The sequence below is a fragment of the Variovorax glucosi genome, assembly GCF_051216695.1.
GTDB lineage: Bacteria > Pseudomonadota > Gammaproteobacteria > Burkholderiales > Burkholderiaceae_C > Variovorax.
In genome coordinates this window covers 117,326-138,522 of sequence record NZ_JBPJZE010000005.1, presented here as the reverse complement: position 1 = coordinate 138,522, position 21,197 = coordinate 117,326, and the positions used below count along the sequence as shown (strand labels likewise).

The following is a 21,197-nucleotide window of genomic DNA, read 5'->3' as shown; positions in this document are numbered from 1 at the left end:
GACGAAGTCACGCAGCGGTGCGACGGCGTCGCGGTCGGTGAAAGTTTCAGCGGCGCTCAATTTGATCTTCCTCGATCCGTCTAGGCAATGCCTCTCGCGCGAGTTCCGCAACGTCCCCGATCCGGAAAAATCCTTCCGAGAGCAGCTGCCGGTACAAGTGGGCCGCATGCTCGATGGAGATCGGATTTGCCAGCTCGGGCTTCATGTAAAGCTGCGAGACATGGTCGCGCATGCCGATCAGCAGGTAGGCAACATAGCGGATATCAGCTTCCTCGATCCGCAGGTGCCCCTTGCGCCGCTGGACCTGCAGCATCAGCTCGAAATTGTCCAGCGTCGCCGAGAAATGCCGCTCGTAGGCCTTCGGGGCGAAGGTGTTGGCTTCGCGGAAGACTCGGTGGAATTCTGGGTTGTCCTGCAGATACCGGAGATAGGCCAGGAACCCCTGAACCTCGCGCTCAACGCCCCAGGGCATTCCCTTGACCTGCTGCGCGACGAATTCCACCATCTCCAAACCCATCGTCGGCAGGATCTCGTCCAGAAGACCGCTGCGATTTTGGAAGTGGTAATAGAGAACACCCGCCGCGACGCCTGCCTCCTCGCCGATGCGCGCCGACGATGCCCCGGTGTAGCCGTGGCGGGCCACTACCTTGGCAGCAGCCTTAAGCAATCGCTCGCGCGTCAGGTCTGATTTGCTGCGTCGCGGGGCGCTTTCAGCAGGAGGAACGTCTTCGGCCGGTGCTGCTGCTTTCTTTCGACTCATAGGTAAACCGATGATAGGCCTTCGGCAACGCCGCGATCGATGAAGTCGCGGCTGGCCGCGCGCATCACCACCCTGCCGCGTCGTAGCGCGATGGCGTGGTCCGAAGACTTGAGCGCAAGCGAGGCCATCTGCTCCGTCAGCACCACAGTGACGCCCGATTCGCGTACAAACTCCCGGATGAAGTCGTAGACCTGCGACACGATAATCGGTGCGAGTCCAAGCGACGGTTCGTCAAGCAAAAGCAGTCGTGGTGCGCGGATCGTCGCGCAGGAGAGGATCAACATCTGCTGCTGCCCGCCGCTGAGAAGCCCCGACGCCACGCGCTGGCGCTCGCCTAGGATCGGGAACCGCCCATAGACCTGCTCCTCCGCCTTTTTGAACGGTTGGGCACGGCGCCCGAAGTGCCAAGCCAAATTCAAGTTTTCCGCGACGCTGAGCTGGCGGAAAAGGCGCCGCCCTTCCATCGCCTGCGCGATACCGAGCCGCGCACGTTCGGTCGCGCCGAGCCCGTGCAGGTCTTTCCCGTCGAGCCTGATGCGCCCATTTGAGACGGGTGCGATACCCGATATCGCGCGCAGCAGTGACGACTTGCCAGCGCCGTTGGCGCCGAGGATCGCCGCGGTCTTTCCCGCATCAACCTGAAGCGAGACATCTTCGAGCGCGGTGATCGCCCCAAAGGCGACGGTCAGGTTCTTGACCTCAAGCATGAACGTCTTCCTCGCCAAGGTAAGCGGCGATGACGTACGGATCGCTTCGCATCCCTTCCATGCCGCCCCGGTAGATGATCCTGCCGCTATCGAGCACCACAACCGAATCCACGACCTGCGCCAAGAAGTCCATGTGATGCTCGATCAGGAGAATGGAAATGCCCAGGTCCCTGAGCTTGGTCAACACGGCGGCGAGGCGCGACATCTCCGTATCGGTGAGTCCGGCGGCCGGTTCGTCGAGCATCATGAGATGCGGCTGCATGAGCAGCATGCGACCGAGTTCAGCCATCCGCCGGTGTCCGTAAGGCATGCTTTCGACGATGTCGTCGGCCATGTCCGTCATCTCCAGCAGCGCCAGCACGGCGTCGCAACGTGCTAGCGCCTGCGCTTCCTCGCTGCGCGCCTTCGGCAGCGACAGCAGCGCCTCGAGCCAGGTGTAGCGCAGCGTGGCATGCGCGCCCAGCAGGAGGTTCTCGCGCACGGAGAAGTGAGGAATCAGGCGCGGATCCTGAAACGTTCGGACGACGCCGGTTCCCGCCATCCTGTGTGCCGGTAGCGAAGTCACGTCGCGCGTACCGAGCATCACACGGCCTTCGTTTGGCTTGTAGATGCCGCTAATCACGTTCACCAGCGTGCTCTTGCCCGAGCCGTTGGGGCCGACGAGCGCCAAAATCTGACCGTGCTCGACATCGAGCGATACGTTGTCGAGCGCAGTGAGGCCGCCGAAGCGCATCGTGACGCCTTGCGCCGAAAGCGCCCCGCCCACCGGACGCGGCGCGAGCACCTCACGCGCGGCTGCATCGACATCGGCGCGGCGCAGCACCGGCATTGCGCGGATGAAGCGCGAAGGCAGGAACAGCAGGCCGCCAAGCCCCTTGGGAAGCACGATGAGCGAGAACGCCAGGATCAGTCCGTAGATGATGTACTGATAATCGGCGAAAACTTGCAGCCGCTCCGGCAGGAAGGCGAAGAACACGGCGCTGATTACCTGCCCCGCGCTCGATGCGATCCCGCCCACGATGGTGACGACCAGCACTTCGATCGAACGCGAGATGCCGAAGCCATCGGGTCCGATGTAGCCGACCAGATGGGCGTAGAAAGCACCGGCCAGTCCGGCCAGCGCACCGCTCGCTGCATAGGCGAATTGGCGCATCGGCCCTAGTGCGATGCCGACGCTGCCGGCTGCGTATTCGCTGTGGTGCAAGGCGCACAGCGCACGGCCGATCCGGCTCTGCGACAGGTTCCGCACGCCCATCAGGACCAGCGCGGTCACGATCACCAGGATGCGGAAAAAGTCGCTGCCGTCGAGCCTTACGCCAAACACGGTGAGTGTGCGCAGTCCCGCCGACGGGATGCCACTGAAGCCCATGATGCCGCCCGTCACACTGTTCCACTCGCGCGCCACTTCGAAGAAGATCTGCCCGAAGCCGAGCGTCATCATCGCCAGGTAGACCTCACGCACTCGCGCGGCCGGAAACGACAGCAGATACGCGACCAGCGCCCCGCAGGTCGCCGCAAGCGGAATCGACAGCAGCAGGCTCAGGCCGGCCGCCTTGGCGAGTAGCGCCGAACCGTAGGCGCCGATACCGAAGAAGGCAGCCTGACCGAGCGATATCTGGCCAGCGAGCCCGGTCAGCACTGCGAGGCTTTGCGCGAAGACGACTGACACCAGCGCGAACGCCAGGATCTGGACCGTCGCGCCGCTCAGTTGCAGCGGCGCGAGCAGCAGCGCGACGAGCAGCATCGCCTGCACCGCCGGATGCGCGATCGTCCGCGTGAGCATCGCCCGACCGGACTGGCGCGGAGGCGTCGCGGGACGCGCGATGGTCGTATCGTTCATGCCTTGCTCACCTCTGTCGTGCCGAAGATGCCTTGCGGACGTAATGCGAGCATCAGGACCAGCACGGCGAACGCGATGCCGTGTTCGGCTGCGGACGAGACGTAGCCGCCGACCAGCTTGCCCAAGATGCCGATGCCGATGCCGCCGATCAGCGCGCCCATCGAATGCCCCATGCCGCCGATGACCGCGGCGACGAAACCCATTAGCACCAGCTCGAAGCCGAAGGCCGGCTCGATAGTCCCGCCGATCTGCGACACCAGCAGGCCGGCCACACCGGCCATCACGCTCGATGCGACGAAAGAGCCCGACACGATCCAGTGCACCGGTAGGCCTTGCACCGCGCCCAATTCGGGATCTTGGGCAATCGCGCGCACCGCGGTCCCCAGCACCGTGTGACGCATCAGCGCTTCGAGCAGAACGATCGTCGCCACGGACACCACGAAGATCGCAGCGTATTGCATCGATACCGGATGGCCGCCGATGCTGGCAATGTCGCCGGTCTTGAAGAGCAACTCCGGAAAAGGCAGCGGCTGCGACCCGTACACCATGGCCATGATGCCCTGCAGCAGGATGCCGAAGCCGAGCGTCGAGATGACCCAGCCGAGGCTTCCTGCGGTCTTGAGCGCCGGACGTACGGCGAGCCGCTCGACCAGGATACCGATGGCTGCGACGATCACCACCGCGACCATCGACGCAGCCCATGAAGCCCACCCGCGCGCAGAAAGCACGGCGGTGAACATGGCACAGATCATCATCATCGCGGCCTGGCCGAAGTTCAGCGTCCGGGTGGTCCAGAAGGTGAAGTTCAGGCCGACCGCAATCAGCGCATACACCGCTCCGACGCTGGCGCCGGCGATGACCAGAGACAGGAAGAAGTCCATGGACTGGGTCGGTTTACTTGGTGTCCAGGTTCAACATCACCTTGCCGTCACGCTTGACCATCACAAATTCAGCCAAGTTTTCGGGCTTGAACGCATCGTGCTGAGTCGGCGACAGACTGATGGCCGAAATCGCGACGCCGGGCAGATCTTTGGTTTGTTCGATTGCGCGCACCACGGCGGCAGGCTCGGTGCTGTTGGCGCGACGGATGCCGTCGACCAGCAGGTTCACGCAGTCGTAGCCGCTGCCCACGATCGCCGCCATCGAGATCAGCGGATTGGCCGCGTCAGGGCCGTACCAGCGGTCGGTGCCATGCGCGGCGCGGTAGGCATCGAGGAAGCGCTGAGCGGTCTCAGTCATTGGACGCTGCGCGAAGGCAGGCACGCTGAGTGAGCGCGTGCCTAGCGCGAGATCGCCCGCACCCTCGATATACGGCACAGTCGTCGCGCCATTCGATCCAAACAGCGGCACGTCGACATTCAGCCGACTGAGGTTTTTACGGATCATCGCGAAGTCGGAACCCAGGCCGATGACCAGTACCACATCGGCACCAGCACGCTGCAGCCGCACAATTTGCGCAGTCACGTCTTGGCTACGCTGGTTGTAAGCCTCGACGTTGACCTTGACCGCAGGGTTGATCTCGCCCAGCGACTTTTTCACGAGTTCGGCGCCGGTCGTGCCATAAGCCGTGCTTTCGTTCAGCACACCAACGTTTTTGTAGCTCTTGGCTAGCACTTCCGCGAGACGGCGCGACTCGGCGGCATTGGTCACGGCCGTCGAGAACACGTTCTTTCGCGGCGGCTGCGAGGTTCCCTTCGGATAGGTGATCGCCGGCGACTGCGCCATCGGGTTGCACATCGGCCGGCCGTCAGCCTCGACCATGTCAACCGTCGCCAGCGCCGGTCCGCTCCCAGCCGGCGCGATGACGCCAACGATGTCCTTGTTGTCCAGGATACGACGCATGTTCTGTACGGCGCGATCGGGCATGAGCTGGTCGTCAAGAACATCTGCCAGTTCGATCTTGCGGCCATTGACGCCGCCCTTCTTATTCCATTCCTCGACAGCGATCACGGCGCCGCGGCGCAGTCCTTCACCGAATTCATTAAACGGCCCGGTAAGCGCCGCCGACATACCTAGCTTGATTGGAGCGGCCGGCGACGTCTGGCCGAATGCGGCAGGCGAGCCCAGTGCGGCGATGTACAAAGTCGTCACAACGAGCGAATGGAGGATCGGTTTCATTGGTGCAGCCTTTAGAGTAGGAACGGGGAATCGGAGCGGTGATGGAAGACGGATCAGATGCAGGACGGCATCACGATGCAGCAGCGTCGGCAAGCCGCGCCTTCAGCGCACCGGCGGCGAGCGTGCTGCTGCGCAGTCCTTCGACGCTCATAAGCTGGAACACTGCGATGATTTCCGCTGCCGTTGCGCCGTAGCCCAGCGCGTTGCGAATGTGGATGCGCGTACCCATCTCGTAGAGGTGATGCGTCGCCACGTCGATCGCGATGTAGACGAATTCCTTGTGCTTGGGCTCCAGCACTCCGTGTTTCCAAGAATGCGAGGAGTACGCCGTGTAGGCCTCGAAGAAATCGGGCACGCTGCGCAACGGCTGGTCCCAGCTCGGACTCCAGTAACCGCGTGCTGCGACGAAAGCCTCCTTCAAAGCCGCCTCGCGTGCATCTGACCCGGGCTTTGCAGCCAGCTCCGATTCGCGGCCGAGCGATTCCAGTTCTTCGACAAGGATCGGAAAGCCGACGTTGCAGCTGTGGATGCCGAGTACCGAGCTCAGATGGCTGACCTCGAGGATCTCTTCCTGGCTCGCGCCCTGCTGCAAAGCATTGTTCACGTCCTGCGCGACGGCCGCAGCGTCGTGATGGGTGATCGACACATTGAACGCGAGCCGTAGCAGCGCACACAGCTTTGGCGAGAGCACCTGCTGCGCGGTAGACGCTTCGCTGAAGCGAACGGCCACTTCAAAGAAATCTAGGTCAAGCGCTAGTAACGCCGCGCTTGCAGCGTCCCAGTAACCGCGGGCCTTCTCAAATCGCGCTTGCAGTGCTTGGGCGTCAGCTTCAGGCAGGCCAACACCCACCGCTCCGGTGCTTAACTGGTCCATCTTTGTCTCGCTTTTTTGTTCTATCGAAAACAAAATTAGAGCACTTTCAGCTTTTTGATTCAATATTCATTTTTTAAGTAAATACCCTGTCATGCTGGCTACAGGGCGTGATGCACACTGAATTTTTGACGGAGTACTTGATGACAGTAACTGTGAGAAAAGGGGTGGATGTTGCCCAATGCGACGTCATAGTCGTCGGAGCTGGATTTGCCGGCATTTACGCCCTGCACCAGGCACACAAGCGCGGCCTGACCGTTCACGGCTTCGAAAGCGGCTCTGATGTCGGCGGAACTTGGTTCTGGAACAGCTATCCCGGGGCCCGCTGCGACCTCGAGAGCTATGCCTACTCATACTTCTTCGACGACGACCTAGTCAGATCCTGGAACTGGACCGAGGTGTGTGCATCGCAGCCCGAGATCCAGCGCTATCTGCGCCACGTCGCCGAGCGCTGCGACGTGATCAAGGACATCCGTTTCGACACCCGGATCGAGTCCGCTCACTACGACGAACCCAGCGGTACGTGGACCGTCACAACCAACCGCGGAGACAAAGTCGTATGCCGGTATCTCGTGCTGAGCATTGGGTCGCTGTCCGAACCCAAGGCGGTAGACATCTCCGGCATCGAGACCTTCGCTGGCGAGATTTACTACACCTCAGCCTGGCCGAAGGATCGTTTGGTTGAACTGGCGGGCAAGCGGGTTGGCATCATCGGCACCGGCTCGTCGGGCGTCCAGGCCGTGCCGGAAATTGCCGCTATCGCAGGCGAGGTGTACGTGTTCCAGCGCACCGCGAACTACGTCCTTCCGAACAGGGAAGGTAGCATCGACGCCTCGGTGATCTCCAAGCTGCGCGAAGACCCCGCGAGCTTCCGCACGGCGTTGCGCAAGACCTACGCTGGCCACCACGTTCTCGAAGTGGGTGAGCGCAAGTTCGCAGACCTGAACGACGAAGAGCGAGAGGCGGCGATGGAAGCCGCCTGGGCTGGCAACTACATCAACTTTGCGTTCCCCGACTACCACCTGGGCGATGCCAACCGCGTTCTCTCAGAGTTCATCCAGCGCAAGATGTTCGCGCAGGTTGACGACCCAGTGACCGCCGAGAGGCTCACCCCGCGCGACCATCCGTTCGGCGGCAAGCGCCCTTGCGTAAGCAGCGTCTACCTGCCGACTTTCAATGAGCCGCACGTGCACCTGGTCTCACTGAAGGACACGCCGATCACGCGCATTGACCCCGCGGGCGTCGTCACCACAGAGGGAACAATCGAGCTCGACGTCCTGGTCTGCGCAACAGGCTTCGACGCCATCACCGGACCGGTGATGGCCATTGACATCCGCGGCATCGACGGCGCGACGATGCGCGACGAGTGGGCCGACGGCCCGAGGAATTACCTGGGCACGATGGTCCACGGCTTCCCCAACATGTTCCTGGCGTCGAGCGCAATGACGCCATCGGTGCTGTCCAACATGGCCACGCTCGCCGAGCAGCAGGGTGATTTCATCTTCGACACCATTGCCTGGCTGCATGCGCGCGGCGACCAAGGCCTGCATCCCACGCCGGCGTCGCAGGAGTCCTGGCGCGACGAGACTCTGCGAATGGCCGAGCGACGCCCCGGCGCGATGACGACCAACAGCTGGTACAACGGCGCCAACATTCCCGGCAAGCCGCGGGTGTTTCTCGTCTACTGCGGTGGCTTCAAGCGTTATCACGACCGTTGCGTCGGTGAACACGATGCCGGCTTTCCGGGCTATGAACATCTTCCGCCAGGCGCTAAGAGTCTGACGAATTCGATCCCCGACCAGCCGATCGAGGAGGCAATGTGATCGTGCGATCCACACCTTATTCGCTCGACCGGCTGACGCGGTTCTTCGCACCTCGGTCGATCGCGATCGTCGGCGCAACCGAACGCACGCTCTACACCCAGCTGTCGATCGCATCGGCCGAGCGCTTTTCTTCCGCGCGCCTGCTGCTGGTCAATCGCCGGGGCACGCCCGTGCTCGGCCGCAACGCAGCCACGAGCTGTGTCGCCCTCGGCGAGCAGGTGGATACCGCTTTCGTCCAGGTGCCTGCGTCGGCGGCGATGGATGCAATCGAAGATGCATATGCGGCGGGCATCCGCAACGTGGTGCTGCTCTCGTCCGGTTTCGCCGAGAACAACGAAGCCGGGCGCCAGGCGCAGTTGCGCCTGACAGCACGCGCCGATGAGCTGGGGATGCTGGTTCTCGGCCCCAATCACCTGGGCTTCATCAACCTGGTCGATAACGTCTCGGCTTCTGCGATGGTGCCGCTGCCGACCGCCTCCGTCGGCGCACTAGCCCTGATCGCGCAGAGCGGATCAGTGGCGCTCGGACTAAGCGCCTATGCCGCGGCCCAGGGCGTCGGCCTGTCGCACCAGGTCACGGTAGGCAACGAAGCGATGCTGACCGCGGCCGACGTCATCGGTTACGCCATAGAGGACGAGCGCGTCAACGCCGTCGCGCTCTATCTGGAAAGCATCGCGAAGCCCGACCGCTTCGCCGCCGTCGCACGCCGCGCGGCCGAGCTCGGCAAACCGGTCATCGTGTACAAGTCCGGCGCCAGCGCGATCAGCGCACGCGCTGCAGTCGCGCACACCGGCGCCTTCGTCGGCGACGACAAGACCGTCAATGCCGTGCTGAAGGACCTGGACGTGATACGGGTGCACAGCCTGGAAGACCTGATCTCAACCGGCAAGCTGGCGACAGGACTTGGTCGCTTCAGCACCAAGGGCGTGGGCGTGGTGACCAACTCCGGCGGCATCAACGGCGTCATCGCCGACCTCGCGGACCGCTCGGACGTGACGCTGGTTGAGCTGGCGGCCGAAACCGTCGCCGCCATCGACGAGGCTATTCCCGACGAGTTCGTGACGGCCCAGAATCCGTTCGACATGACCGGTGCATCGGTGCGCGACCCGCAGATCTGGGACACTGCGATCACCTTGCTCGCCAAGGACCCGGCGATCGACGTGCTCGTGGTCGGGCTCGACCTGCGTGGCGCGGAATCGATGAACCAGATCATCGCGACGGCCCTGCGCTCCTGCGGCAAACCCTACATCTGCGCATCTTTTTTGGCCGAGGACATGCCGGTCGAATCACAACGCACGGCACAACGGCTCGGCCTGAATCTGGTCAGCACCAGCGGGCTCGAACCCACGATGCGCGGCCTGGGCGCGATCGGCCGTTGGCAGGCACACAAGGACCGGCTCGCAGCCGACCTCCCGTGGCGCGCGGCACCGGTCGCCGTCCCGTCCGTCGACGCGCGGCAGGGCAACTGGTCGGAGCACTGCACGCGCTGCATGCTGGAATCGGCCGACATACCGGTGGTCGCGGCAACGCTGGTTCATACGCCCGACGAAGCTGTCGCTACAGCGCGGGCCTATGGGCAAGCCGTTGCGGTCAAAATCGTCTCACCGGACATCCTGCACAAGACCGACATCGGCGGCGTGGCGTTGGGCGTTGACGGCGACGAGGCCGTGCGCGCAGCATTCGAACGGGTGCTGGCCGCTGGTCACGCGCAAGCATCGGCTCGCATCGAGGGTGTGCTCCTGAGCCCGATGCGACCGCCCGGCATCGAGCTGCTGGTCGGTGCGGTGCGCGACGCGCAATGGGGCCTCGTGCTGGTCATCGCACTCGGCGGCACGCTGGTTGAAATCCTCGACGACTCCGTGATCGTGCCCTTGCCGTTCACGCCGCAACGCGTCGGGCGCGCGCTGTCCAGCCTGCGAGGCGCGGCCTTGTTCAAGGGCGCGCGCGGTGCGCCGCCGGTCGATCTGGCCCAGGTGGCGCACACGATCACGCGCTTCGGCGACCTGGCTTCGGCGCTCGGCGACCCACTGGAGTCGCTGGAGATCAATCCGTTGCGGATCACCGGTTCCACCATCGAAGCGCTCGATGCCGTGGTGACCTGGCGCACCGTGTAGATCCATCCCATGGCACTGGATCCGGTAAGCCGGGCCATGCTGGAGGCACTCGCCGCCACCGGCATGAAGCCCGTCCAAAAGTCAACTGTCGCGGAAGTGCGGAGCAGTTGGAAGCTGACGCTGCCCGGATTCCCGGTGCGCGCCGCCGCTGCCATGCACGAGACATGGGAGACGCACATTCCGCTGGCCGGCCGCTTCCTGCCGCTGCGCATCTATACGGCCACGGCGCGGAGCACCCGCTGGGTCGTCTACTTTCACGGCGGCGGATGGACGATGGGTTCGATCGAGGAAAGCGACTGGTGGGCCCGGCGACTCGCGGCAGCGCTGGACGCGAACCTGGTGTCGGTCGGTTACCGGCTCGCACCCGAACACCCCTACCCCGCCGCATCGGAAGACGCCGACACGGCACTGGCATGGGTCGCCGCTCGCGCAGCCGGTGCACCGGTGGTCGTCGTGGGCGACAGCGCGGGCGGCAATATCGCGGCTGCAGTCGTCCAGCGGCGGCATCGTCATCACGCCATCGCCGGGCAAGTCCTCATATGCCCCGTACTCGACGCCGACCTGGGTCGCGCGTCTTACCTCGAAAAGGCGAACCAAAACTTTCTCTCGACGAAGGCGATGCGATGGTTTTGGGACCGCTACGCACCCGATCAAGACGCCCGGGCCGATGCCGGGCTCTCGCCGCTGCGGACCGCATCGCCGGAGGGCCTGCCCCGCACGGTGCTGCTTACCGCGGAGCACGACGTGCTCAAGGACGAAGGTGCAGCCTATGCCGCTGCGCTGAGGGCCGCCGGTGTCGACGTCGAACTGAGGGAGTTCAGTGGCCAAATGCACGACTTCGTCGTCTTCCCCGTCGATCTTCCGCAGGCGGGGGCGGCCATGCAGTTCATCCGCGAATCGCTGGATGTGCCGGACACTCGCCGATCGCGCAGCTAGCGCTCGACGACGGCTTCACGGACCGCCTAAACGCCCGCAACAGCACCGCATCCTCCTCGGACTTCCGTCACGTGAAAGCCAGTCCGATCTCGTTCTTCGGCAAACCCCACAAGCGCCGGAATTCGACGTTGCGCGGCGACAGGTGCTGCCACACGTCCGGCGCCAGCGCGACGCCCAGTCCGCTTTCGACCAGCGCGACGATCATCATCGCGTGCGACGCCTCCTGCACGATGTTCGAGACGAAGCCGGCGTGCGAGCAGTCATGCATGCATGCATGCATTATCGACATGCAGGTGGCCGTTCCGTCGAGCGGCGACGGCATGATGAACGGCACATTCTTCAGGTCGCTCAGCCAGCGTCTGGGCTTGTCGACCTTCATGTTATCGGCTGGTTAGTAGTTGACCTTGAATCTGTAGTACTGAGTCGTTTTCTACGAGCATAAGGCACCGCTGATCTACGCTTTCACAAGAACAACGGCCTGAAGTACAGCCGTTATTTCACGGTCTTGCCCGGTGCATCAACCTAAGATTATTCTCAAATTGTTAGGCCAGACATGAGCGGCACAGCGACATCCCCAAGGGCTCAAGACTGTTTAGAAAGACCGGGGCGGTTCAGTTCTGTTGCTCTACCATCTTGATCAGTGCAAGCGCTGCAGCGGACAAAGCACCTCGATCGCGCATGACCATCAGCAGACGTCGCCGTGTAGAAATGCCTTGCAGCGTGACCAACTTGAGCTTCATCGACCTGACGTGAGGCGCAGCGCCGGTACGCGGCAAAATCGCGACTCCCAGCCCGGCTGCAACCATGTGGCACATGGCATCGAAGCTGCGGACCTGAATCCGGATGCGAAGGGGTTGTTGGGCAGCTTCGGCCGCCGCCGTGATCTGCCGCACCAGCGACGTGGAGCGTTTGAGAGTGACGAAGTCGAGCGCCAGCGCTTGCGTCAGCGTCACTGACGTAGCGCCGGCGAGCGGATGGTCGCGCGGCACCAGCAGTGCCAGTTCATCCGTGTCGCAGACGAGTGTCTGTAGGCCGTCGAGCGGCGTGTTCTCGCCAACCACAGCCAGTTCCGCCACGCCGGTCGCCACGGCGCGCGCGGCTTCTTCGGACTGCGCGTCTTCCAGATCGATCGCCACGCCTGGATGCGCAGCCGCAAAAGCGGCGAGCAGACGCGGCAGGAAACCCGCAAAGGCCGACGTATTGGCCCACAGGCGCAGGTGCCCGGTTGCGCCTCGCTTGAGATCGTCCATTGCCAGTGCCAACTGCTCTACCCGGGCGACAACATCGATGGCATGCGCATGCAGCGCCTGTCCGCTCAGTGTCGGCTGCACGCCTCGCTTGCTGCGCAGCAGCAGAGGCATGCCGCAATGGTGTTCTAGCTCCGCCATGCGCTTGCTGGCCGCCGCCAGCGAGATACCAAAACGCTCGGCACCCGCCGTGAGGCTGCCGGCATCGACCACCGCGACATACAGGCGCAGGCTTACGAGGTCGAAACGGCCGAGACTGATCATGGGTGCGCATCCTCAACGAGCGTCGAAGGATCTGTCAACCGAATGCGTCTGGTGGGCCGGTATGCCTTGAACAAGAATTCGCCCACAACATCAAATCAGGAGACATCCCCGATGACCTTCATACGTCGCCGAATCTGCGCCGCCCTGCTTGCCTCTTTCGCCGCCACGGCCGTATGGGCACAGACTGCAGCATCCTTCCCGAGCAAGCCGATCACCGTCGTCGTGCCCAACCCGCCCGGCGGCGTGGTCGATTCGTCGGCGCGCCTCGCATCGGACCCGCTCGCACGCCTGCTCGGCCAGCCGGTGCTGGTTGACAACCGCGGTGGCGCGAGCGGCAACATCGCTTACCAGATGGTGGCCCGAGCGCCCAAGGACGGTTACACGCTGCTGGCTTCATATTCGGCCTACCACGTCGGTAACCCTGCCATGTTCGCCAAGTTGCCGTGGGAGCAGAAGGACCTGGTGCCGGTTGCGCTGATCGCAGCAGCGACCAACGTGATCACCGTCAATCCAGCATTGCCCGTCAAAGACCTCAAGTCATTCATTGCCTACCTAAAGCAAAACCCGGGCAAGGTGAACTACGCATCGCAAGGCAACGGATCGCTCTCGCATGTGGGAACCGAGCTTTTCGATCAGATCACCCAGACTGAGATGACGCACGTTCCCTACAAGGGATCCGGCCAGGCCATCCAGGACGTGCTGGGAGGCCAGGTGGAGGTTTTCATCACCACGCCGCCGTCGGTCATAGGCCATGTGCAAACCGGCAAGCTGAGAGCGCTGGCCGTCACCAGCAAGACGCGTCATCCGATGCTGCCCGACGTGCCGACCACGGCAGAAGCCGGACTGCCCGGCTTCGAGCTCGAGGCGTGGGTCGGCCTGTTCGCTCCTGCAGGCACGCCCGCGGATGTGATCGCGAAACTTTCCGAAAGTGTCAAGCAGGTTCTGGCTCAGCCGGAGACCAAGAAGCGCGCAGACACGCTCGGTATTGAGCCGCGCTACATGGGTCCGGAAGCGCTAGCCGCGCTCGTGCGCAAGGACACGGAGTACTGGGGCAGGATCATCAAGGCTCGCAATATCAAGGCGGACTGAGCACGTCCCCCAGCGTCGGGAGGCCGCGTCCGAATTGCGTTCAACCTCCTGCCGCAGAGCGAATCTGCCGACCCACATTCTTTTCTAACCGCCTCGCCACGCTGACCGATGCCAGCGCGTGCAAAGCAATGCAATACAAGGAACCGACATGAACAATCAATCGAAGCTCTTTCGTATCGGCCAGATCGTGCCGAGCTCCAACACCACGATGGAGACCGAGATTCCCGCCATGCTGCGCGTTCGAGAGACGGTTGAAGCAGAACGATTCACCTTCCATTCGAGCCGCATGCGCATGCAGAAGGTCACGAAGGAGGAGTTGGAGAAGATGGACCGTGATTCCGACCGATGCGCGCTCGAACTGGCCGACGCGCATGTCGACGTGCTTGGCTATGCCTGTCTGGTCGCGATCATGAGCATGGGGCATGGCTACCACCGCGTGGCTGAGCAGCGTCTGCATGGACGAACCGTGGAAGCCGGCGGCCCGGCGCCGGTGGTCACCAGCGCCGGCGCGCTGGTCGACGGCATCAAGGCGATTGGCGCCAAGCGCGTCTCGATCCTCGCGCCTTACATGAAACCGCTGACCCAGCTCGTGATCGACTACATCGAGAACGAGGGCATTGAGGTCGTCGACAGCATCTCACTGGAGATTCCCGACAACCTCGACGTCGGCCGTCAGGATCCACGCGCGCCGATCGAGATCACCAAGCGTTTGAACATCAGGGGTGTGGATGCAATCGTCGCCTCGGCGTGTGTGCAGATGCCGTCGCTTCCGTCGGTGCAACCCATCGAGGATCGCACCGGACTGCCCGTGGTGTCGTCTTCGGTATCGACAACCTACATGATGCTCAAGAAGCTCGGCCTCAAGACGGCCTCGCCAGGATTCGGGTCGCTGCTGTCCGGGAAATATTGAACCGACCGTCGCAAACAACGAGGCTTTCAAATCCTTGAAAAATTTGTAAAGGATGTTTGTGTCGACCGTTGCGAAATTGCTTGCATGGATTCACATCTGCGATAGCCATGTCGGGTCAGATAGGACAATAAGGTAATTGCAATCGCTAGGGCAGACATGAGCGCCAGCAAAATACCAAGTATTCAAGCGTGTCAGTAAAAAACGGGGTGGTTTAATTGCATCAAATATGTGTTCAATCTGGTAAGAGTCCAGTCTTACGATAAGTTGAGATTAGTGCGTCGAAAAGTTCGATGTTCGAATGGGTTCTGGCGATTAGTTGAGCGCCAGCGATAGCTGCAAAGATGGCATGTGCCCGTGGACCGCTGCCCTCCTCTTGCGTGTCACCGCAGGCCACCAGCATCTTGCTTAGCCACGCCACGTTGACATGGGAAAACGCTTGAACTTCCCGGCTCACCGAGTCAGGAAGATCGTTTGCCTCCGCGCCCATGAAACTCCCGAGGCAGAGACGGTTTTCCCTCTCCAACGAACGCCGGAAAATGTTCGGGAATTCACGCAAGCATTCCACCGGAGTCGGGTACTGAGCCTCTATCGAGCTCAGGGCAAGCTCACCATCTTCCCAGTACCGCTTGGCAACTGCCGCTCCAAGGTCGGCTTTGCTGGGAAAGTGGTAATAAATGCTCGCGGCCTTGATCCCCACATCGGACGCAAGGTCGCGAAAGTTTAGCCCGCTGAAACCGCGCAATTGAATGATGTTTCTTGCCGCAGTCAAGATGGCTTCTCGAGCGTTTATGTTCACGTCTCTACTTCTCCTTCCATTTTTTGGGCGTCGAGTAACGTCCTCAGTCAAGGTAAGCAGCTTTCAAACCTTTTCGAATGTCTGAACTTCGTTCTCTGACGCTTTAAGCGCCAGAGAGCCGTTTGTTCAATAGATCCAGCTCAGGAACTCCGCTGTTGCCATCGGCATAAGCCGCTTGGAAACTTGGGCGCTGCTGCCACCGCTGCCAGTAGCTATCCAGGAACTCGAAGCGCTCGTCGAGCGGTGTGTTGTTCACCGGAAATTTGGAAAACGCGATCGCTGTCGCCAAAGTCATATCCGCAAATGTAGGCGCATCACCGCCCAGCAGCCATTGACGGCCATCCGACAGATGACGGTTAACGAGCGCAGCATGGGTCAGGGCTTCTTTGCGACAGTGTTCGCCCCAAGCGTCGTTCCTGGTGAGTTCGAGCTTGAAGCCAAGTCCAGTATGAAGTACGTGGAAGGCCGTGACGATGCGGTAGAGGATGTGCACCCAGATGCGGTTGTCCCACATGCTGTCGAGTCCCTGCTCCAGAGCCGTCTCTCCCATGACCCTGCGGCCCGGGTACGTTTGATCGAGATATCTGGCAATAGCGGGTGTTTCAGAAATGAAACTTCCATCGGTCAACTCAAGCGTCGGCGTCTCACCCCACGGATTCATATTCAGGTGCCGCCAGCCTCGCTGCTCGCCCCCGGGACTCATGTCATAGACCGTTTCGGCAAAGTAGTCTGCAATGCCTTTTTCATGCATGAACAGGCGCAGTCGCTGCGGATTAGGGAAGGCTGAGGGCGAGGTAAAAAGGTTGAGCTGTGCTGCGACCATGGAATGCTTTCAGGAAGATTGAGTCGACCAAACCTGATCAACTACCTAACATTAGGTAGGTAAAATGTAGCTGTCGCTAGATGGGCTGTCAACAACTGCCTTGCATTTCGGCGCTGTCGAAATCTCGATCAGCTTTTGGGACTGAGAATCTCGGGCTGGACCACCTGCACGAGATAACGAGGGTAATGAAGTGCACGAAAGTGAAAATCCTCATCATCCCGAAGATTGGCCAGGCCGCTTTTCGGAACCTGCTCACGAGGACCTATGTACGGCCGGTACGTCCCAACATGACGGGCGGCGTCAGGGCGATGAGGAACAGCACGTGGTGCTAGCCGATTACGATGTAATGGATGCGTTCCCGAAAGAAGCTTGACGTTTCGCAGCCGCTCTCGCCGCGCCTGCTGCTGGCATTCAGGTCGTGCAGCGCGATGTCCCAACGCAAGAAAAGAACGTCGCCTGAAAGCGCCATTTACAAATAGGCGTCGTTGGCCTTGGGCGCATGCCTGCATCCGGACCGCAGTCGCAATCACCCAAAGCAACGCGGCCCGTACCAAGTGCTAGCCCGACTCAGACAATTGACTCGATTCGCGAATCGCGTAATCCCATCTGCCGCATCAGTTTTCCAACGTCTTCCCTGGCTTGGAAATAGCCGGTGGTGACAGGTACACATGCGTCAGAAATCGATGGAGGCTAGAAACGTGTTGTCCCACTGGTTGGGAATAATCCGACGTACTGCCCTAAGATTACTCCCACTAATCTCAATGAAAGATCTAAGCGTCCGTTCGAAGATGGGGCCGTTGCCCTCGTCTGCTTCTTCAGCATCGCGTCCAAACGCACCCGGCTAAATCCTTGCTCTACATAACGGGACGCAACTATCTGCATCGACGGAAACCGCCAGCGTGGGCCTGAACTTGCATGTCCGATCGGCAGGGCTCTAAAGCGAGTTCACAGCGTTCGCAAAACCAGAAAAAATGGTTGTTTTGAGCAACCTTCTCAACAAGGAAATGCGCAAGCGTTGTGAAAGTTTTGGAGCGGACGCAACGTTCGACAAATCCTATGATATGGATAAAGTAGTTGCTTGCTGCCAGACAGCTGCAGAAGCCACATCAATCTTTTAACCAATCGCCGCGTGTTGCAAAAGAATCCCACTTGATTCGATTTTGATCATCGCCCTATGTTCAGGGTCACTTAACGTCCGAACTTATCTGGTCGCGCGCGAGGTTATCGATCATCCTAAGGAGTGCGCGGCGCACTGTAGCGATCTCGCGATCGCTGATGCTTTCAAGCGCCAATGCATTAACTTCTTGCGCCAACGGCACCAGCTTGGTCTGCAGCTCTCGACCATAAGGCGTCAGCTGAACATAAATATTTTTGCGATTATCAGGTCGCTGTTCCAAGCTGACATACCCCAGCGATTCCATGGCTCGCAAAGCGATGACGGTGGTGGGTTCCATTACACCGGCCTCGACGCTCAGCTCGCGCTTGGTGATGCCGTCTCGTTCCCACAAGATGCGCAGAAATGTCCAGTGACCCGGCAGCACCTGATGCTCGGCCAAGCGCGACTGGAGCGACCGCATGAACCCCCGTGTGGCGTCCTTAATCAAATGCGCCATCCGATCGTCGGGGACGGCGTCGTGCCAGCGACGGAGAACGCGGGCAGCGACTTCGGCTTCGTGTTTCTCGGATGACTTGGACAAGGGCGCTAAATAAGAGTTGGCGACGCTGACCATTGTGTCAGTTGCATCGTGCTGAAAGTTCCACGTCTTGGTTCGAGTCCGCCGATGCCAGCAGGGCAAGGCAGACGTTGAGCGTCGAGCGGGCCCATGCGCCGTCGTGCAACGGCGCCTGGCCGAACACAATGGCTTCGAACAATTCGTCGATCACCTCGAAGCGCGGAATGGGAGGCGCGGCCAGTGGCCGCTGGGTCTTCTCGCGATCGCCATAGACCCAGGTGCCGTCGGGCATCGGCCGCACGTCGCCCCGCTCGCATGACACCACGATGGGCCCGAAGTGCTGATGCCAGGGCTGGACGGCATCGGGTTGCAACACGTAGTCCGCACCGCCGTAGGTACCGGCCGCCTTGAGGCGCGCTTCGTCCTGCGCGGATTTCACAGCCTCTAGCCGCCGCCGTGCCGCGCCATGGGCGTCGGGCGACTTGGCCGCCCCCATCTCGCCGATCCATCCGCACCATTCATCGGAGTCGAAATGCCCGTAGCCGCTGTAGCTCAGGCTTGCGAAGGCGCCGTCGTCGAACCACATCAAGGCCGAATAGGCGCCTTGCGTCGGGCGCTTTGGGTCCCAGTCGCCCATGACGGCGCGCACCCGCGTGACCGCCGATCCGGCGAGCAGACGCACCACGTCGACCTGATGCGCCGCCTGGCTGAATACCACGCCACCACCCTCTTGCGTGCTCAGTTCTTCGGGCCGTCGCGGCCGATATAGGAAGTCGGTGTAGTTCAAAGCCTGAATCATGCGCACCCGCCCGAGTTCACCGCTGACGATGATCCGGCGTGCCTGCAGGTAGGGAGAATCGAAGCTATGGCAATGGCCGACGATCAGTCGCACGTCGGCCGCGCGGCAGTCTTCGATCATGGCATCGCATTCGGCGAGCGACAGCGCCATCGGCTTCTCGACTAAGACGTGCTTGCCGTGACGCGCGGCGATCCGAGTCTGCGCCGCATGGAACTGGTGCGGACTGGCGATGTAGATGGCCTCAACCTCCGGATCGCTGGCGAGGTCTTCGATGTCGGCGTGAACCGGCGCGTCGAAATCGCGCGCGAACCGGGCGCGCGCCTCTTCGCGCGGATCGCAGGCCGCCACCAATTGCACCCGGCTGTCCTTCAGCAACGTCGGCAGCATCAGCGTAAACGCGCGACCCAGGCCCGCGACGCCCAGGCGGATCGGTCGGGTCGCGGGCGCGGGCGTAATCACAGATCGAGCACCAGTTCGGGCGATCTGGCGCGCGAGACGCAGATCATGATCTGGCGCTCCATCTCCTCGGGCATCAGCACCATGTCGCGGTGATCGGCCTCGCCGCCAATCAATCCTGTGCGGCACGTGCCGCAGGTGCCGCTCTCGCACGACGACGCCGTGTCGCATCCGTGCTCGCGCAGCACGGAGAGGATCGACTGGCCCACCGGCACCTCGTATTCGCCGCCGCTGCGCGCCAGCTTCACCTTGAACGGCAGGTCGTCCGGACGCACGCCGCCGCCTTCGTTGAAGCTCTCGAAATGCACGTTGGCCGGCGACCAGTGGCCGGTCATGTCGCGCACGGCCTCCATCAGCGGTCGCGGGCCGCAGCAGTAGACATGCGCCGTGTTCGGCTTCTCGAGCGCCGGCCACAGATCGAAGGTGCGCGCCGGGTCGCCTTCGTTGTGATGGATGCGCACCTGTTTTTTCAATTCCGGCTGGCTCAGATCGTCCAGGAATGCGGTACTGGCCGGCGACCGTGTCAGGTAGAACAGCTTCCAAGGCGCCGGCGGCAGTTCCCCGAACGAGCGGATCATTGACAGGATCGGCGTGATGCCAATGCCGCCGGCGATGAACAGGTAGCCCTTCGCCTTGTCGACCAGGGGGAAGGCGTTGTCGGGCACGGAGGTCGGCAGGGTGTCGCCCTGCTTCACGTCGTCGTGCATGCTGACCGAGCCGCCCTGTCCGGCGTCGTCGCGCTTGACGGTGATGACGTAGCGTTCGCGCTCGGCGGGATCGTTGGACAGCGAATACTTGCGCATCGCGCCGTTGGGCGTATGCACCTTCACGTGCGAGCCGGGCGTGAACGGCGGCAGCTCGCTGCCGTCGGGCTGCACCAGCTCGAAGCTACGGATGCCTTCGGCGACGTCGTAGGCGCGGGCGACGCGCAGCGGCATCTGGGTATCGGCGTGGGTCTGGATGTCGGTCATAGCCACGCTCTCACTCAGCCTTCAGATTGGCGCGACCGGCGGCATCGGTAACGCGCGCGGTCTCGCTCTTCAACGCCTGCGCGAGTTGCTCGGGCGAGCCGCCGACCGGGTCGACACCCGCCAGACGCAGCTGCTCGATCACGTCGGGGCGTTTCACGATCCGGGAGATCTCGCTGCTCACGCGCGAGATGACGACCCCCGGCGTGCCCGTCTTCGCGAGTACCGCGACGTTAAAGGCGAAATCGAACCCCGGAATCTTCTCGGCTAGCGCCGGCATCTGCGGCGCAAGCGGCGAGCGAGACGCCCCGTTGGTGGCCAGCAGCTTGGCCTGGCCGGCCTTGACGAAGCCCATGAGCGAGGGCGGCGAAGCGAACACTATGTCGACCTGCCCGCCGATCATGGCCGGCACCGAGTTGGCGCTACCGCGGAACGGCACGTGCGTCATGACAATGCCCAGCTTCGAACTCATGGCCTCGGTCGTCAGGTGGTGAATGCTGCCGGTGCCCGAGGACCCGTAGTTGAGTGCACCGGGTTTGGCCTTCGCGAGCGCAATGAGCTCGTCGAGCGTTTCGGCCTTGACGCTGGAATTGACGGCCAGGAATAGCGGGGCCTTGCCGACCAGCGAGACCGGCACGAAATCGGTCATTGCGTCATAGCTCATCTTTTTGATCAGCAGCGGCGTGATCGACAGCATCGGACCGTCGGTGACCAGTAACGTGTAGCCGTCGGCCGGCGACTGGGTCAGCGTGGAAGCGGCGCCGGCACCGCCGGCTCCCGGCTTGTTCTCAACGAACACCGACTGGCCGAGCGCTTCGCCGAGCGGCCGCGAGAGGATCCGCGCCACGGTGTCGGGCAGCCCACCCGGCGAATACGGCACTACCAGCTTGATCGGGCGCGAGGGAAAGGCATCGGCCTGCGCCGACGATGCGAGGGTCAGGCAGGCGATGGCGGTCGAGGCCGCAAGCCAGCCCAGGGTTCTGCGTTTCATGGGATATGTCTC

19 protein-coding genes are annotated in these 21,197 nt (G+C 62.2%); 5 read left to right on the top strand and 14 right to left on the bottom strand.

Annotated features, from left to right (window positions below):
• Positions 1 to 46 precede the first annotated feature (46 nt).
• From ACSFA3_RS21460 to ACSFA3_RS21435, 6 genes are all read right to left on the bottom strand, one after another.
• Positions 47 to 760, bottom strand: a complete 714-nt coding sequence (locus ACSFA3_RS21460; RefSeq protein ID WP_435507530.1) for a TetR/AcrR family transcriptional regulator — start codon at positions 758 to 760, stop codon at positions 47 to 49.
• Entirely contained in the window at positions 757 to 1,467 is a 711-nt protein-coding gene (locus ACSFA3_RS21455; RefSeq protein ID WP_435507529.1) for an ABC transporter ATP-binding protein, read from the bottom strand. Before ACSFA3_RS21455 ends, ACSFA3_RS21460 begins: the two co-directional genes overlap by 4 nt.
• Positions 1,460 to 3,307 (bottom strand): branched-chain amino acid ABC transporter ATP-binding protein/permease, encoded by a 1,848-nt coding sequence (locus tag ACSFA3_RS21450; RefSeq protein WP_435507528.1) that lies wholly within the window; start codon positions 3,305 to 3,307, stop codon positions 1,460 to 1,462. The genes ACSFA3_RS21455 and ACSFA3_RS21450 overlap by 8 nt, the downstream gene beginning before the upstream one ends.
• Entirely contained in the window at positions 3,304 to 4,188 is an 885-nt protein-coding gene (locus tag ACSFA3_RS21445; RefSeq protein WP_435507527.1) for a branched-chain amino acid ABC transporter permease, read from the bottom strand. Before ACSFA3_RS21445 ends, ACSFA3_RS21450 begins: the two co-directional genes overlap by 4 nt.
• Before the next feature lie 13 nt (positions 4,189 to 4,201).
• Positions 4,202 to 5,425 (bottom strand): ABC transporter substrate-binding protein, encoded by a 1,224-nt coding sequence (locus tag ACSFA3_RS21440; RefSeq protein WP_435507526.1) that lies wholly within the window; start codon positions 5,423 to 5,425, stop codon positions 4,202 to 4,204.
• 70 nt (positions 5,426 to 5,495) lie between these two features.
• Positions 5,496 to 6,362: a carboxymuconolactone decarboxylase family protein gene (locus ACSFA3_RS21435; protein WP_435507525.1), complete on the bottom strand. Its 867-nt coding sequence runs from the start codon at positions 6,360 to 6,362 to the stop codon at positions 5,496 to 5,498.
• Between the two features lie 77 nt (positions 6,363 to 6,439).
• Here ACSFA3_RS21435 and ACSFA3_RS21430 point away from each other — a divergent pair, with 77 nt between their 5' ends.
• From ACSFA3_RS21430 to ACSFA3_RS21420, 3 genes are read left to right on the top strand one after another with little or no spacing between them, the layout of a single operon-like run.
• On the top strand, positions 6,440 to 8,119 hold the full coding sequence (locus tag ACSFA3_RS21430; RefSeq protein ID WP_435507524.1) for a flavin-containing monooxygenase: 1,680 nt from the start codon (positions 6,440 to 6,442) through the stop codon (positions 8,117 to 8,119).
• Positions 8,120 to 8,121: 2 nt separating this feature from the next.
• Positions 8,122 to 10,233: an acetate--CoA ligase family protein gene (locus ACSFA3_RS21425; RefSeq protein WP_435507523.1), complete on the top strand. Its 2,112-nt coding sequence runs from the start codon at positions 8,122 to 8,124 to the stop codon at positions 10,231 to 10,233.
• A gap of 9 nt (positions 10,234 to 10,242) precedes the next feature.
• Positions 10,243 to 11,169: an alpha/beta hydrolase gene (locus tag ACSFA3_RS21420; RefSeq protein WP_435507522.1), complete on the top strand. Its 927-nt coding sequence runs from the start codon at positions 10,243 to 10,245 to the stop codon at positions 11,167 to 11,169.
• 67 nt (positions 11,170 to 11,236) lie between these two features.
• On the opposite strand, the gene ACSFA3_RS21415 is transcribed toward ACSFA3_RS21420, so the two are convergent.
• Both ACSFA3_RS21415 and ACSFA3_RS21410 read right to left on the bottom strand, forming a co-directional pair.
• On the bottom strand, positions 11,237 to 11,548 hold the full coding sequence (locus ACSFA3_RS21415; protein WP_435507521.1) for a LysR substrate-binding domain-containing protein: 312 nt from the start codon (positions 11,546 to 11,548) through the stop codon (positions 11,237 to 11,239).
• A 232-nt stretch (positions 11,549 to 11,780) separates the two neighbouring features.
• The gene (locus ACSFA3_RS21410; protein ID WP_435507520.1) at positions 11,781 to 12,680 is read right to left on the bottom strand and encodes a LysR family transcriptional regulator; all 900 of its coding nucleotides are present in this window, start codon (positions 12,678 to 12,680) and stop codon (positions 11,781 to 11,783) included.
• A 120-nt stretch (positions 12,681 to 12,800) separates the two neighbouring features.
• Between ACSFA3_RS21410 and ACSFA3_RS21405 the strand changes: the two genes are divergently transcribed.
• Entirely contained in the window at positions 12,801 to 13,769 is a 969-nt protein-coding gene (locus tag ACSFA3_RS21405; protein WP_435507614.1) for a Bug family tripartite tricarboxylate transporter substrate binding protein, read from the top strand.
• A gap of 148 nt (positions 13,770 to 13,917) precedes the next feature.
• A complete protein-coding gene (locus tag ACSFA3_RS21400; protein WP_435507519.1) occupies positions 13,918 to 14,679 on the top strand; it encodes a maleate cis-trans isomerase family protein in 762 nt (253 codons plus the stop codon).
• A gap of 232 nt (positions 14,680 to 14,911) precedes the next feature.
• Here the strand turns inward: ACSFA3_RS21400 and ACSFA3_RS21395 are convergent, their stop codons facing one another.
• The 6 genes from ACSFA3_RS21395 to ACSFA3_RS21370 all read right to left on the bottom strand — a co-directional run bounded on the left by ACSFA3_RS21395 (position 14,912) and on the right by ACSFA3_RS21370 (position 21,185).
• Positions 14,912 to 15,475, bottom strand: coding sequence for a TetR/AcrR family transcriptional regulator (locus tag ACSFA3_RS21395; RefSeq protein ID WP_435507518.1), 564 nt, complete (start codon positions 15,473 to 15,475; stop codon positions 14,912 to 14,914).
• 103 nt (positions 15,476 to 15,578) lie between these two features.
• Positions 15,579 to 16,298 (bottom strand): glutathione S-transferase family protein, encoded by a 720-nt coding sequence (locus tag ACSFA3_RS21390; protein WP_435507517.1) that lies wholly within the window; start codon positions 16,296 to 16,298, stop codon positions 15,579 to 15,581.
• A gap of 1,184 nt (positions 16,299 to 17,482) precedes the next feature.
• The gene (locus ACSFA3_RS21385; RefSeq protein WP_435507516.1) at positions 17,483 to 18,028 is read right to left on the bottom strand and encodes a MarR family winged helix-turn-helix transcriptional regulator; all 546 of its coding nucleotides are present in this window, start codon (positions 18,026 to 18,028) and stop codon (positions 17,483 to 17,485) included.
• 4 nt (positions 18,029 to 18,032) lie between these two features.
• Positions 18,033 to 19,226, bottom strand: a complete 1,194-nt coding sequence (locus tag ACSFA3_RS21380) for a Gfo/Idh/MocA family protein (RefSeq protein WP_435507613.1) — start codon at positions 19,224 to 19,226, stop codon at positions 18,033 to 18,035.
• Positions 19,226 to 20,197 (bottom strand): PDR/VanB family oxidoreductase, encoded by a 972-nt coding sequence (locus ACSFA3_RS21375; protein ID WP_435507515.1) that lies wholly within the window; start codon positions 20,195 to 20,197, stop codon positions 19,226 to 19,228. The genes ACSFA3_RS21380 and ACSFA3_RS21375 overlap by 1 nt, the downstream gene beginning before the upstream one ends.
• Positions 20,198 to 20,207: 10 nt before the next feature.
• On the bottom strand, positions 20,208 to 21,185 hold the full coding sequence (locus ACSFA3_RS21370) for a Bug family tripartite tricarboxylate transporter substrate binding protein (RefSeq protein ID WP_435507514.1): 978 nt from the start codon (positions 21,183 to 21,185) through the stop codon (positions 20,208 to 20,210).
• Positions 21,186 to 21,197: the final 12 nt, after the last annotated feature.

What these genes read in the sequence shown, in the direction of transcription:
- ACSFA3_RS21460 (WP_435507530.1), bottom strand. Translation starts at nt 760, where the DNA reads ATGAGTCGAAAGAAAGCAGCAGCACCGGCCGAAGACGTTCCTCCTGCT.
- ACSFA3_RS21455 (WP_435507529.1), bottom strand. Translation starts at nt 1,467, where the DNA reads ATGCTTGAGGTCAAGAACCTGACCGTCGCCTTTGGGGCGATCACCGCG.
- ACSFA3_RS21450 (WP_435507528.1), bottom strand. Translation starts at nt 3,307, where the DNA reads ATGAACGATACGACCATCGCGCGTCCCGCGACGCCTCCGCGCCAGTCC.
- ACSFA3_RS21445 (WP_435507527.1), bottom strand. Translation starts at nt 4,188, where the DNA reads ATGGACTTCTTCCTGTCTCTGGTCATCGCCGGCGCCAGCGTCGGAGCG.
- ACSFA3_RS21440 (WP_435507526.1), bottom strand. Translation starts at nt 5,425, where the DNA reads ATGAAACCGATCCTCCATTCGCTCGTTGTGACGACTTTGTACATCGCC.
- ACSFA3_RS21430 (WP_435507524.1), top strand. Translation starts at nt 6,440, where the DNA reads ATGACAGTAACTGTGAGAAAAGGGGTGGATGTTGCCCAATGCGACGTC.
- ACSFA3_RS21420 (WP_435507522.1), top strand. Translation starts at nt 10,243, where the DNA reads ATGGCACTGGATCCGGTAAGCCGGGCCATGCTGGAGGCACTCGCCGCC.
- ACSFA3_RS21415 (WP_435507521.1), bottom strand. Translation starts at nt 11,548, where the DNA reads ATGAAGGTCGACAAGCCCAGACGCTGGCTGAGCGACCTGAAGAATGTG.
- ACSFA3_RS21410 (WP_435507520.1), bottom strand. Translation starts at nt 12,680, where the DNA reads ATGATCAGTCTCGGCCGTTTCGACCTCGTAAGCCTGCGCCTGTATGTC.
- ACSFA3_RS21400 (WP_435507519.1), top strand. Translation starts at nt 13,918, where the DNA reads ATGAACAATCAATCGAAGCTCTTTCGTATCGGCCAGATCGTGCCGAGC.
- ACSFA3_RS21390 (WP_435507517.1), bottom strand. Translation starts at nt 16,298, where the DNA reads ATGGTCGCAGCACAGCTCAACCTTTTTACCTCGCCCTCAGCCTTCCCT.
- ACSFA3_RS21385 (WP_435507516.1), bottom strand. Translation starts at nt 18,028, where the DNA reads ATGGTCAGCGTCGCCAACTCTTATTTAGCGCCCTTGTCCAAGTCATCC.
- ACSFA3_RS21375 (WP_435507515.1), bottom strand. Translation starts at nt 20,197, where the DNA reads ATGACCGACATCCAGACCCACGCCGATACCCAGATGCCGCTGCGCGTC.
- ACSFA3_RS21370 (WP_435507514.1), bottom strand. Translation starts at nt 21,185, where the DNA reads ATGAAACGCAGAACCCTGGGCTGGCTTGCGGCCTCGACCGCCATCGCC.